The sequence below is a fragment of the Streptomyces sp. NPDC050636 genome (genome assembly GCF_040654775.1).
Classification (GTDB): domain Bacteria; phylum Actinomycetota; class Actinomycetes; order Streptomycetales; family Streptomycetaceae; genus Streptomyces.
Map to the genome: position 1 here is coordinate 18,566 of NZ_JBFAIP010000048.1, position 12,974 is coordinate 31,539.

Here is a 12,974-nt window from a genome sequence, read left to right on the forward strand (position 1 = left end):
GGCTTCCCGACGCCCCTGGTCACTGCCGTGGCCGGGGGCGTTGTCAGTGGGGTGGCATAGGCTCATGAGCGTGGAGCCCGACCTGTTCACCGCCGCCGCCGAAGACCGTCAAGAGAAGGACCCCGCGGGGTCTCCGCTCGCCGTGCGGATGCGTCCGCGCACCCTCGACGAAGTCGTCGGGCAGCAGCATCTGCTCAAGCCCGGCTCGCCGCTGCGCCGCCTCGTCGGCGAGGGCAGCGGAGGCCCCGCGGGGCCCTCCTCGGTCTTTCTGTGGGGGCCGCCCGGCGTCGGCAAGACGACCCTCGCCTACGTGGTCAGCCAGGCGACGAACAAGCGCTTCGTCGAGCTCTCCGCGATCACCGCGGGCGTCAAGGAGGTCCGGGCGGTCATCGACGGCGCCCGGCGCGCCTCGGGCGGTTTCGGCAAGGAGACCGTCCTCTTCCTCGACGAGATCCACCGCTTCAGCAAGGCCCAGCAGGACTCCCTGCTGCCCGCGGTCGAGAACCGCTGGGTCACCCTGATCGCCGCGACCACCGAGAACCCGTATTTCTCGGTGATCTCCCCGCTGCTGTCCCGCTCGCTGTTGCTGACCCTCGAACCGCACACCGACGACGATCTGCGCGGGCTGCTGCGCCGCGCGCTGACCGATGCGCGTGGGCTCGCGGGCGCGGTCACCCTCCCCGAGGACACCGAGGGGCATCTGCTGCGTATCGCGGGCGGCGACGCCCGGCGCGCGCTGACGGCTCTGGAGGCCGGGGCCGGTTCCGCGATGGCCAAGGGCGAGAAGGAGGTCACCCTCCAGACGCTGGAGGAGACCGTCGACCGCGCGGCGGTGAAGTACGACCGGGACGGCGACCAGCACTACGACGTCGCCAGCGCCCTGATCAAGTCCATCCGCGGGTCCGACGTCGATGCCGCGCTGCATTATCTGGCGCGGATGATCGAGGCGGGGGAGGACCCGCGGTTCATCGCCCGCCGGCTGATGATCTCGGCGAGCGAGGACATCGGCCTGGCCGATCCGTCCGCCCTGCAGACCGCGGTCGCGGCCGCGCAGGCAGTGGCGATGATCGGCTTCCCGGAGGCCCGGATCACGTTGAGCCAGGCCACCATCGCGCTCGCCCTGGCGCCCAAGTCGAACGCCGCCTATCTGGCGATCGACGCCGCGCTGGCGGACGTCCGCGCCGGTCAGGCCGGTGCGGTGCCGTCCCATCTGCGCGACGGTCACTACAAGGGCGCGCAGAAGCTCGGCCACGGCCAGGGCTATCAGTACCCGCACGACCTGCCGGGCGGCATCGCGGCCCAGCAGTACGCGCCGGACGAGGTGCACGGCAAGCGGTACTACGCGCCGACGCGGCATGGCGCCGAGGCGCGCTATGCCGATGTCGCGGAGCGGGTGCGCGCCCGGCTGCGGGGGGCCTCCGGCGAGGCCGCCGCCGAATAGCCGGGCCGGGCCCGTACGGCCAACTCCCGCTCCGCTGCGGCGGGTTGGGGCTGGCCGGCTCCTGGGCTACTCCGCCGCCGCCTCGAAGAGGACATGCATCGCGCGGCGCAGTTCGGCCACGTCCTGCACCGGCTCCGGGAAGTCGAACCGCGCGTCGAACGACCGCTGCCGGGCGTCTGTGAAGCGGACCCGCAGCCCGAAGCGGTCCAGGCCCACCGGTACGGCCCGGTCGCCCGCTCCGCAGATCTGCGCGCGGTCGCCGAGCAGGGTGCACAGCCCGCGCACCTGATCGTCGTGTGCCGCGTGCAGATGCTGCAGCAGCTCCGCCTCGTGGGCCACCAGCGGATCGGGCGTCGCCTCGGCGAACTCGTCGGGTTCCACGGAGTCGGCGCCCCACAGGTCGTCCACCGCGCCCTCGCCGACCTCCAGGCGCAGCATCATCCAGGCGGTCCGCCCGTACAGCCCCGGCGCCGGGTCCGGCTGCAGCGCCTCCCTGATGCCGAGCAGCTCGCCCACGGGGTGCCGCTCGGCGAGCAGCATCGCGGCCTCGGCGCGCTGCTCATTGCGTACCGGGGTCAGCCAGCCGGCCACCCAGGCACGTCCGCGGATCCGATGGGGCACGGAAACCGGCGCGACGTCCGTGATCTCCATCACGGCGGTGAGGTCGTCGTCCTGGGCGTGGGCGGCGGCCCGAGCCGCCGCCGAGTCCCCAGGAACCAGCAATAGCACGTCTCCCTCGGGTGTCACCGTCCGGCAGACGGGTGCCGAGAGGCCGGTCTCGTCGGGGGCCTCGACGCCGGGGATGCTCAGGGACGCCATACCATTGGACTCGACGAGGGTTCGTACGCGCTCGGCGGCAGTGGGTTGCTGGGCGTTTTCCACGGGACGCGGCTGACCCGCCTCGGTGCTCTGGGCACTGGGCAGGGGGATCCCAGGTCGAAACATGCGTTCTCCTCGCGCTAAGGTAAGCCTCACCTAACTTACACGGAGGTCCGTTCCACGTGAACCAGTCGCGTCCCAAGGTCAAGAAGTCGCGCGCGCTCGGCATCGCGCTGACGCCCAAGGCCGTCAAGTACTTCGAGGCCCGTCCCTACCCGCCCGGCGAGCACGGCCGTGGCCGCAAGCAGAGCAGTGACTACAAGGTCCGTCTGCTGGAGAAGCAGCGTCTGCGTGCGCAGTACGACATCAGCGAGCGCCAGATGGCGCGTGCCTACGACCGCGCTCGGAAGGTCGACCTCAAGACAGGCGAAGCGCTGATCATCGAGCTTGAGCGCCGTCTGGACGCGCTCGTCCTGCGGTCGGGTATCGCCCGCACGATTTACCAGGCCCGCCAGATGGTGGTCCACGGCCACATCGCGGTCAACGACCGCAAGGTCGACAAGCCGTCCTTCCGCGTCCGCCCCGGCGACGTCGTGATGGTCCGCGAGCGCAGCCGCGAGAAGCACCCCTTCCAGGTTGCGCGTGAGGGTGGCTACGCCCCCGACGGCGAGACCCCCCGCTACCTGGAGGTCAACCTGCAGGCTCTGGCGTTCCGCCTCGACCGGGACCCGAACCGCAAGGAGATCCCGGTGATCTGCGACGAGCAGCTCGTCGTCGAGTACTACGCCCGCTAAGCACCACAGTAGGCGCAGCGCCACGCTCAGCCCGCCGTCTCCCCACCGCTCGCGGAGGGGGAGGCGGCGGACTCGTTTGTGCCGGGTGCATGGAGTACGGAACGTACTCGGCCGCGTGCGGAGCGTACGATCACCGCGGCGAAGCCCGCCCGCCCCTCCCGTCCACCGTCCCGCGAACACCGGGAACGGGGTACGAACGGACAGTCACGGCGCGATAAGGTCAAGGTTGCCGTTCGAGCGGGACAGCCGAGCGGGCCGAGCCCAGCCCCAACCAGTCGGAGAGTGGTGCCAACGTGTCCGGTGGAGAGGTGGCCGGGATTCTCGTGGCCGTCTTCTGGGCGATCCTCGTGTCGTTCCTCGCCCTCGTGCTGGTGAGGCTCGCGCAGACGCTCAAGGCGACCACGAAGATGGTGGCCGAGGTGTCCGGCCAGGCCGTCCCGCTCCTCGCCGACGCGTCCGCCACCGTCCGCTCCGCGCACACCCAGCTGGCCCGCGTCGACGCCATCGCGGCCGACGTCCAAGAGGTCACCGCCAACGCCTCCGCGCTCTCCTCGACCGTCTCCTCCGCCTTCGGCGGACCGCTGGTCAAGGTCGCGGCGTTCGGCTACGGCGTGCGCCGCGCGATCGGCAAGAAGGGCGCAACAGCCCCTGCCGACGGCGCAAAGCGCACCGTCGTCGTCGGCCGAACCCTGCCCGGCGCCCGCCGCGGCGGGCGCCGCAACCGTCGCTCCAAGGACTGATCACAGCGATGTTCCGCCGCGCATTCTGGTTCACCACCGGCGCCGCCGCCGGGGTGTGGGCCACCAACAAGGTCCACCAAAAGCTGCGCAAGCTGCAGCCCGACAGTCTCGCCGCGCAGGCCGCGGACAAGGCCGTCGAGACCGGACAGCGGCTGCGCCAATTTGCATTGGACGTACGCACCGGAATGGCGGACCGTGAAGAGCAGCTGCACGACGCCCTCGGTCTCAGCGAGACGAGCGACGTCCGTGAGCTGCCCGCGCCGCGTAACCCCGCGGTGCTCGAAACGCACTACCGAACCACGAGAACACCCGGACAGACCGGGCTGACCGGACCGACTGGAAATGAGGACCACTGATGGAGTCGGCTGAAATCCGCCGCCGCTGGCTGCGCTTCTTCGAAGAGCGTGGGCACACCGTCGTGCCGTCGGCGTCGCTCATCGCGGACGACCCGACGCTGCTGCTCGTCAACGCGGGCATGGTCCCCTTCAAGCCGTACTTCCTCGGCGAGGTCAAGCCGCCCGCCGCGCGCGCCACCAGCGTCCAGAAGTGCGTCCGCACGCCGGACATCGAAGAGGTCGGCAAGACCACCCGGCACGGCACGTTCTTCCAGATGTGCGGCAACTTCTCCTTCGGCGACTACTTCAAGGAAGGCGCCATCAAGTACGCCTGGGAGCTGCTGACCAGCTCGCAGGCCGACGGCGGCTACGGCCTCGACCCGGAGAAGCTCTGGATCACCGTCTACCTCGATGACGACGAGGCCGAGCGGATCTGGCGCGAGGTCGTCGGTGTCCCCGCCGAGCGGATCCAGCGGCTGGGCAAGAAGGAGAACTACTGGTCCATGGGCGTCCCGGGCCCCTGCGGCCCGTGCTCCGAGATCAACTACGACCGCGGCCCGGAATTCGGCGTCGAGGGCGGCCCGGCCGTCAACGACGAGCGGTATGTGGAGATCTGGAACCTGGTCTTCATGCAGTACGAGCGGGGCGCCGGCACCAGCAAGGAGGACTTCGAGATCCTCGGTGACCTGCCCAGCAAGAACATCGACACCGGCCTCGGTCTTGAGCGCCTGGCGATGATCCTTCAGGACGTCCCGAACATGTACGAGACGGACACCCTGCGCGTCGTCATCGACAAGGCCACCGAGCTGTCCGGCGTCCGCTACGGCACCTCGGCCGCCACCGATGTCTCGCTGCGTGTCGTCGCCGACCACATCCGCACCTCCACGATGCTCATCGGGGACGGCGTCACCCCCGGCAACGAGGGCCGCGGCTACGTCCTGCGCCGCATCATGCGCCGCGCCATCCGCAACATGCGGCTGCTCGGCGCCAAGGACCTGGTCGTCGGCGAGCTGCTGGACGTCGTCATCAAGACGATGGGCCAGCAGTACCCGGAGCTGCTGGAGGACCGTCGGCGCATCGAGACGGTCGCCCTCGCCGAGGAGGCCGCCTTCGTCAAGACGCTGAAGGCCGGCACCAACATCCTCGACAGCGCCGTCACGGACACCAAGTCCGCCGGTGGCACGGTCCTGGCCGGCGACAAGGCGTTCCTGCTCCACGACACCTGGGGCTTCCCGATCGACCTCACCCTCGAAATGGCCGCCGAGCAAGGCCTTTCGGTGGACGAGGACGGCTTCCGCAGGCTGATGAAGGAGCAGCGGGAGCGCGCCAAGGCCGATGCCCAGGCCAAGAAGCACGGCCACGCCGACCTGTCCGCCTACCGCGAGGTCGCCGACAAGTCCGGCGCCACGGAATTCACCGGCTACAGCGCCACCGAGGGCGAGTCCGCCGTCGTCGGCCTGCTGGTCAACGGCGCCCCGGCCCCCGCCGCCCACGAAGGCGACGAGGTCGAGGTCGTCCTGGACCGCACCCCCTTCTACGCCGAGGGCGGCGGCCAGCTCGCCGACACCGGCCGGATCAAGCTGGACTCCGGCGCCGTCGTCGAGGTCCGCGACGTCCAGCAGCCGGTGCCCGGCGTCACGGTGCACAAGGGCGTCGTCCAGGTCGGTGAGGTGGTGCTCGGCGCCGCCGCGTACGCCGCCATCGACGTCACCCGCCGCCGGGCCATCGCCCGCGCCCACAGCGCCACCCACCTCACGCACCAGGCGCTGCGCGACGCCCTCGGCCCGACGGCCGCCCAGGCCGGTTCGGAGAACTCCCCGGGCCGCTTCCGCTTCGACTTCGGCTCGCCGACCGCGGTGCCCGGCTCGGTCCTCACCGACGTCGAGCAGAAGATCAACGATGTGCTCGCCCGTGAGCTCGACGTGCATGCCGAGGTCATGAGCATGGAGGACGCCAAGAAGCAGGGCGCCATCGCCGAGTTCGGCGAGAAGTACGGCGACCGGGTGCGCGTGGTCACCATCGGCGACTTCTCCAAGGAGCTGTGCGGCGGCACGCACGTCCACAACACCGCCCAGCTGGGCCTGGTGAAGCTGCTGGGCGAGTCCTCCATCGGCTCCGGTGTACGCCGCGTCGAGGCGCTGGTCGGCGTGGACGCCTACCGGTTCCTGGCCCGTGAGCACACCGTCGTCTCGCAGCTCACCGAGCTGGTCAAGGGCCGTCCGGAAGAGCTGCCCGAGAAGATCTCCGGTGTCCTGGCCAAGCTGAAGGACGCCGAGAAGGAGATCGAGAAGTTCCGCGCCGAGAAGGTGCTGCAGGCCGCCGCCGGGCTGGCCGCGGGCGCCAAGGACGTGCGGGGCGTGGCGCTGGCCGTCGGCCAGGTCCCGGACGGCACCTCCGCCGACGATCTGCGCAAGCTGGTGCTGGACGTACGCGGCCGCATCGCCGGCGACCGCGCCGCCGTCGTGGCCCTGTTCTCGGTCGCCAACGGCCGCCCGGTGACCGTCATCGCCACCAACGAGGCCGCCCGCGAGCGCGGCATCAAGGCCGGCGAGCTGGTCCGTACGGCCGCCAAGACGCTCGGCGGAGGCGGCGGCGGCAAGCCGGACGTCGCCCAGGGCGGCGGACAGAAGGCCGACGCCGTGCCGGAGGCCATCGAGGCCGTCGAGCGGCTCGTCGCCGAGGTGGCCTGAAGCGCGTGAGTGCCATGCGACGCGGCAGAAGAATCGCCGTTGATGTCGGGGATGCCCGTATCGGGGTCGCCTCGTGCGACCCCGACGGGGTCCTCGCCACCCCCGTCGAGACGGTGCCGGGACGTGATGTCCCGGCGGCGCACCGGCGGTTGAAGGCGATCGTCGACGAGTACGAGCCGCTCGAAGTCGTGGTCGGCCTGCCCCGCTCCCTCAGTGGGGGAGAGGGGCCGGCCGCGGCCAAGGTCCGGGCCTTCGCGCAGGAAATGGCGAAGAACATCACACCCGTCGGGGTCCGCCTCGTCGATGAGCGGATGTCGACGGTCACCGCGACCCAGGGGCTGCGGGCCTCCGGAGTCAGGAGCAAGAAGGGCCGCTCGGTGGTCGACCAGGCCGCCGCGGTGGTCATTCTGCAGAGCGCGCTGGAAACCGAACGGGCCTCGGGGCGGCCTCCGGGCGAGAGCGTCGAAGTGGTCATCTGATCGCGGTACGGTAACGTTCCGCGCGATGTGGCGGCGGTTCGAACAGCCGCGCGTGCAAGTAGAGGCGGATCGGTACAGCAGACGCGCTGCCAGTTCGGAGTGCTCCGCCTCTCGGCTCTAGGGGATCGATGACCGAGTATGGCCGGGGCTACGGCTCCGAACCGTGGCATCCCGAGGACCCGCTCTACGGAGACCAGGGTTCCTACGGAGGCCAGGCGCAGCAGGCCCAGTGGGACGGGCGGCAGGCCCAGTCTGCGCCATACCCTCATCAGCATCCTCAGCAGCAGTACGACGGGGGCTGGGACGGCTCGCAGGGCGGGCAGCTGCCGTACGACCCGTACGACCCCTACGGCCAGCAGCCGGCCGATCCGTACAGCGGGGCGGGCGCCGACTACTACGGTGCCCAGGACGCGTACGCGCCGTACCCCCAGCAGGCGCAGCGGCAGGCGCCGCACCCGCAGCAACACCAGGTGCCGCATCAACAACAGCCGTATCCGTCGCAGGAGTACGAGCAGCACCAGTACGAGCAGCGGGTCGAGCCGCGGTTCGACGACACCGCGGAGGGCGACTGGCGGGGCGAGCCGGAGCCGCGCGAACGGGAGCCGGAGCACGCGTTCTTCGCGGACGACGACGATGACGACCGTCCCGACGACAACCCGCGTGGACGCCGGTCCGACCGCGAGCGCCGCGGCAAGAAGAACAAACGCCGCAGCGGCAGGGCGTGTCTGGTCGTCACCTTGGTGTTCGCCGGAGTTGTCGGAACCGTCGGATACTTCGGCTACGACTTCTTCATGAGCCATTTCGGACCGGCGCCCGATTACGAGGGCCAGGGTTCCGGTGACGTACAGGTCGAAATCGAGCCCGGCTCCTCGATCCTGCAGATGGGCCTGACGCTCAAAAAGGCGGGCGTGGTCAAGAGCGCCGACGCGTTCAGCGAGGCCGCTGTCGACAGCGGGAAGGACAAGAGCCTCCAGCCCGGGACGTATTCGCTGCGCAAGCAGATGTCGGCGGCGGCGGCCATCGAGCTGATGGTGGATCCCAAGAGCCGTAACGGGCTGACGGTCCGCGAGGGGCTGCGGGCGGGGGCGGTGTATGAGCTCATCGACAAGCGGCTCAAGCTCAAGGCGGGCACCACCAAGCAGATCGCCAGGAAAGACTTCAAGAGTCTTGGGCTACCGTCCTGGGCCAACAACTCCACCAAGATCAAGGATCCGCTGGAAGGCTTCCTTTACCCGTCGACGTACAGCGTCGGTGACAAGTCGAAGCCGGAGACGGTCCTGAAGGAGATGGTGGCGCGGGCCAACCAGGTGTACGGGAAGTACGACCTGGAGGGGAACGCGCGAAAGCTCCATCTCGGCTCGCCGATGCAGCTCCTCACCGTTGCCAGCCTCACGCAGGCCGAAGGCAAGTACAAACACGACTTCGTCAAGGTCGCTCGGGTGGTCTACAACCGTCTCAAGCCGGACAACACCGAGACCTACGGTCTGCTCGACTTCGACTCGACCGTGAACTACGCCAAAACGGAAAGCACGCTGGACACCGGATCCGTCGATGATCTGCGGAAGTTCAACGACCCGTACAACACCTACAAGTTCAAGGGTCTGCCGCCGGGGCCCATAGGCAACCCTGGCGAGGTAGCACTCAAATCGGCCATCAACCCGGCCCAGGGAAACTGGTACTACTTCGTCTCGATCAATCCGGAAAAGACGCTGTTCGCCGCGACGAACGAAGAGCACGAGCGCAATCGCCGTATCTACGAAAAGGAACGCGAGAAAGCCAAGCAATGAGCCCCACACGTCGAGCCGCGGTCCTCGGATCCCCGATTGCCCATTCCCTCTCGCCGGAACTGCACCGCGCCGCATACGCGGACCTGGGCCTGAGCGACTGGACGTACGACCGTCACGAGGTCGACGAGGAGAAACTGCCCGCCTTCATGGAGGGGCTGGACGCGACCTGGGCGGGCCTGTCGCTGACCATGCCGCTCAAGCGCGCGGTGATCCCGCTGCTCGACGAGATCAGTGACACCGCCGCCTCGGTCGAGGCGGTGAACACCGTCGTTTTCACCGCCGACGGGCGCCGCCTCGGCGACAACACCGACATCCCGGGCATGCTCGCCGCGCTGCGCGAACGCGGTGTCGGGAACGTCGAGCGGGCGGCCATCCTGGGAGCCGGGGCCACCGCCTCCTCGGCGCTCGCCGCGCTGTCCCGTATCTGCACCGGCGAGGTGACCGCGTACGTCCGCAGCGCGGCGCGCGCCGACGAGATGCGCGGCTGGGGCGAGCGGCTGGGCCTCGCGGTCCGTACCGCGCCCTGGGAGGACGCCGCCGAGGCGCTGCGGGCGCCGCTGACCATCGCCACCACACCGGCAGGGACCACCGACGCGCTCGCCGCCGCCGTGCCCGAACATCCCGGCACGCTCTTCGACGTCCTGTACGAGCCCTGGCCGACGACACTGGCCACGGCCTGGGCCGCGCACGGTGGCGCGGTCGTCGGCGGCCTCGACCTGCTCGTGCACCAGGCGGTGCTCCAGGTGGAGCAGATGACCGGACGGGCGCCGGCGCCGCTGGCCGCGATGCGCAAGGCCGGGCTGGCGGCCCTCGCCGCTCGTTGAGGGGGCGAGCACCGCTCCGGGCGGCCCTCGCTGGTCGTTGAGGGGGCGAGCACTGCTCCGGGCGGCACCCGCCGCTCGCTGATCTTCCTCCGCCACCTCCCGCCATCCCGCCCTCATCTGTCCCCTTCGTCCCGCCCGCGCCCGGTCCGCACCCTGGACTGGGCGCCGCTCGTCCGCTGCGACGTGGGAGGATCGGGAGGAGACCGTACGCGGACGAGCAGTACATGAGGAGCACCGTTGAGCAGGTTGCGCTGGCTGACGGCGGGGGAGTCGCACGGCCCCGCACTCGTGGCGACGCTGGAAGGACTTCCGGCCGGGGTCCCGATCACCACCGAGCTGGTGGCGGACGCGCTGGCCCGGCGTCGGCTGGGCTATGGCCGCGGTGCCCGGATGAAGTTCGAGCAGGACGAGATCACCTTCATCGGCGGGGTGCGGCACGGCCTGTCGCTGGGCTCCCCGGTGGCGATCATGGTCGGCAACACCGAGTGGCCCAAGTGGGAGCAGGTGATGGCGGCCGATCCGGTGGACGAGGAAGAGCTGGCCGCGCTGGCCCGTAACGCGCCGCTGACCCGCCCCCGTCCCGGTCACGCCGACCTGGCCGGTATGCAGAAGTACGGCTTCGACGAGGCCCGTCCGATCCTGGAGCGTGCCTCCGCCCGCGAGACCGCGGCCCGCGTCGCCCTGGGCGCGGTCGCCCGCTCCTTCCTCAAGGAGAGCGCCGGGATCGAGATCGTCTCGCACGTCGTCGAGCTGGCCGCGGCGAAGGCCCCGTACGGCGTCTACCCCAAGCCCTCCGACGTCGAGAAGCTCGACGCGGACCCGGTGCGCTGCCTGGACGCGGACGCGAGCAAGGCGATGGTCGCCGAGATCGACCAGGCCCACAAGGACGGCGACACCCTGGGCGGCGTGGTCGAGGTGCTGGCGTACGGCGTGCCGGTCGGCCTCGGCTCGCATGTTCACTGGGACCGCCGGCTGGACGCCCGGCTGGCCGCCGCCCTCATGGGCATCCAGGCCATCAAGGGCGTCGAGGTCGGCGACGGCTTCGACCTGGCGCGGGTGCCGGGGTCGAAGGCGCACGACGAGATCGTGGCCACCGAGGACGGCATCAAGCGCACGTCGGGCCGCTCCGGCGGCACCGAGGGCGGGCTGACGACCGGCGAACTCCTGCGCGTACGCGCCGCGATGAAGCCGATCGCGACGGTGCCGCGCGCGCTGGCCACCGTCGATGTGGCGACGGGTGAGGCGACCAAGGCGCACCACCAGCGCTCGGACGTCTGCGCGGTCCCGGCCGCCGGCATCGTCGCCGAGGCGATGGTGGCGCTGGTGCTGGCCGACGCGGTGGTGGAGAAGTTCGGCGGCGACAGCGTGCCGGAGACTCGCCGCAACGTGCAGGGCTTCCTCGACAACCTGGCGATCAAATGACGTCCCCGGCCGTCGTACTGATCGGCCCGCCCGGCGCCGGCAAGTCCACGGTGGGCGCGCTGCTCGCCGAGCGGCTGGGCGTGGTCTACCGGGACACCGACGCCGATATCGTCGCCACGGCCGGCCGTCCGATCGCGGAGATCTTCATCGACGAGGGCGAGCCGTACTTCCGTGACCTGGAGCGGGAGGCCGTACGCACGGCCCTCGAAGGCCATGACGGCGTGCTGTCGCTCGGCGGCGGAGCGATCATGGACGCCGGCACCCGCAAACAGCTGACGGGGCTGCCGGTCGTCTTCCTGGACGTCCAACTCGCCGACGCCGTCAAGAGGGTGGGCCTGGACGCGCCCCGCCCGCTGCTCGCCGTCAATCCGCGCAAGCGCTGGCGCGAGCTGATGGAGCACCGCCGTCCGCTGTACACCGAGGTCGCGCGTGCCGTGGTCGCCACCGGGGACCGCACCCCGGCGGAGGTCGTAGACGCGGTCCTGGACGCTTTGGAGCTACGGCAGGCCACGGGAGACGCCCCGCAGGCCGCCAACAGGGAGGAACAGGCATGACGGAGCAGGCCACCCGTATCCAGGTCGGCGGTACGGCGGGCACCGACCCGTACGAGGTGCTCGTCGGGCGGCAGCTGCTCGGTGAGCTCCCCGGCCTGATCGGGGAGGGCGCGAAGCGGGTCGCGGTGCTGCACCCGGAGGCGCTGGCCGCCACGGGTGAGGCGCTGCGCGAGGACCTCGCCGCCCAGGGCTACGAGGCGATCGCGATCCAGCTGCCGAACGCCGAGGAGTCCAAGACCGTCGAGGTCGCCGCGTACTGCTGGAAGGCGCTCGGGCAGACCGGCTTCACCCGGACCGATGTGATCGTCGGTGTCGGCGGCGGCGCCACCACCGACCTGGCCGGTTTCGTGGCCGCGACGTGGCTGCGGGGGGTGCGCTGGATCGCCGTACCGACCACCGTCCTCGGCATGGTGGACGCGGCGGTCGGCGGCAAGACCGGCATCAACACCGCCGAGGGCAAGAACCTCGTCGGGGCCTTCCACCCGCCGGCCGGTGTGCTCTGCGACCTGGCCGCGCTGGACTCGCTGCCGGTCAACGACTACGTCTCCGGGCTGGCCGAGGTCATCAAGGCCGGCTTCATCGCCGACCCGGCGATCCTCGACCTGATCGAGTCCGACCCGGAGGCCGCCAAGCGCCCGGACGGCGTGCACACCGCCGAGCTGATCGAGCGGGCGATCCGGGTCAAGGCCGAGGTGGTCTCCGCGGACCTCAAGGAGTCCGGCCTGCGGGAGATCCTCAACTACGGCCACACCCTGGCGCACGCCATCGAGAAGAACGAGCGCTACAACTGGCGGCACGGCGCGGCCGTTTCCGTCGGCATGGTCTTCGCCGCCGAACTCGGCCGGATCGCGGGCCGCCTGGACGACGCCACCGCCGACCGGCACCGCGCCGTCCTGGAGTCCGTCGGGCTGCCGCTGACCTACCGCGGCGACCAGTGGCCCAAGCTGCTGGAGACCATGAAGGTCGACAAGAAGTCCCGCGGCGACCGGCTGCGCTTCATCGTCCTCGACGGCCTCGCCAAGCCGACCGTCCTGGAGGGCCCGGACCCGGCGATGCTGCTGGCCGCGCACGCCGAGATTGCGGCGTGAG

Annotated in this window: 12 protein-coding genes; 11 read left to right on the plus strand and 1 reads right to left on the minus strand. The window is 70.6% G+C overall.

The features are described from left to right. Positions 1-64 precede the first annotated feature (64 nt). Positions 65-1,441, plus strand: coding sequence for a replication-associated recombination protein A (locus tag AB0I10_RS27265; protein ID WP_363155273.1), 1,377 nt, complete (start codon positions 65-67; stop codon positions 1,439-1,441). Positions 1,442-1,507: 66 nt separating this feature from the next. On the opposite strand, the gene AB0I10_RS27270 is transcribed toward AB0I10_RS27265, so the two are convergent. Then, entirely contained in the window at positions 1,508-2,260 is a 753-nt protein-coding gene (locus AB0I10_RS27270; protein ID WP_363155300.1) for a DUF2470 domain-containing protein, read from the minus strand. Between the two features lie 182 nt (positions 2,261-2,442). Between AB0I10_RS27270 and rpsD the strand changes: the two genes are divergently transcribed. The 10 genes from rpsD to aroB all read left to right on the plus strand — a co-directional run bounded on the left by rpsD (position 2,443) and on the right by aroB (position 12,973). Beyond that, entirely contained in the window at positions 2,443-3,054 is a 612-nt protein-coding gene (gene rpsD, locus AB0I10_RS27275) for a 30S ribosomal protein S4 (RefSeq protein WP_363155274.1), read from the plus strand. A 293-nt stretch (positions 3,055-3,347) separates the two neighbouring features. Further along, positions 3,348-3,794, plus strand: a complete 447-nt coding sequence (locus AB0I10_RS27280; protein ID WP_363155275.1) for a DUF948 domain-containing protein — start codon at positions 3,348-3,350, stop codon at positions 3,792-3,794. An 8-nt stretch (positions 3,795-3,802) separates the two neighbouring features. Continuing rightward, positions 3,803-4,150 carry a DUF6167 family protein gene (locus AB0I10_RS27285; protein WP_363155276.1) on the plus strand — a complete coding sequence of 116 codons (348 nt, stop codon included), beginning with the start codon at positions 3,803-3,805 and terminating at the stop codon, positions 4,148-4,150. Then, positions 4,150-6,819, plus strand: a complete 2,670-nt coding sequence (alaS, locus tag AB0I10_RS27290; RefSeq protein ID WP_363155277.1) for an alanine--tRNA ligase — start codon at positions 4,150-4,152, stop codon at positions 6,817-6,819. Before AB0I10_RS27285 ends, alaS begins: the two co-directional genes overlap by 1 nt. Before the next feature lie 14 nt (positions 6,820-6,833). After that, positions 6,834-7,298 carry a Holliday junction resolvase RuvX gene (gene ruvX / locus AB0I10_RS27295; RefSeq protein ID WP_363155301.1) on the plus strand — a complete coding sequence of 155 codons (465 nt, stop codon included), beginning with the start codon at positions 6,834-6,836 and terminating at the stop codon, positions 7,296-7,298. Positions 7,299-7,426: 128 nt separating this feature from the next. Continuing rightward, positions 7,427-9,085, plus strand: coding sequence for an endolytic transglycosylase MltG (mltG, locus tag AB0I10_RS27300; RefSeq protein WP_363155278.1), 1,659 nt, complete (start codon positions 7,427-7,429; stop codon positions 9,083-9,085). Beyond that, positions 9,082-9,909 (plus strand): shikimate dehydrogenase, encoded by an 828-nt coding sequence (locus AB0I10_RS27305; protein ID WP_363155279.1) that lies wholly within the window; start codon positions 9,082-9,084, stop codon positions 9,907-9,909. The genes mltG and AB0I10_RS27305 overlap by 4 nt, the downstream gene beginning before the upstream one ends. 237 nt (positions 9,910-10,146) lie before the next feature. After that, a complete protein-coding gene (aroC, locus tag AB0I10_RS27310) occupies positions 10,147-11,331 on the plus strand; it encodes a chorismate synthase (protein WP_363155280.1) in 1,185 nt (394 codons plus the stop codon). After that, the gene (locus AB0I10_RS27315; RefSeq protein ID WP_363155281.1) at positions 11,328-11,885 is read left to right on the plus strand and encodes a shikimate kinase; all 558 of its coding nucleotides are present in this window, start codon (positions 11,328-11,330) and stop codon (positions 11,883-11,885) included. Before aroC ends, AB0I10_RS27315 begins: the two co-directional genes overlap by 4 nt. Then, positions 11,882-12,973, plus strand: a complete 1,092-nt coding sequence (aroB, locus tag AB0I10_RS27320) for a 3-dehydroquinate synthase (RefSeq protein ID WP_363155282.1) — start codon at positions 11,882-11,884, stop codon at positions 12,971-12,973. Before AB0I10_RS27315 ends, aroB begins: the two co-directional genes overlap by 4 nt. Position 12,974 lies beyond the last annotated feature (1 nt).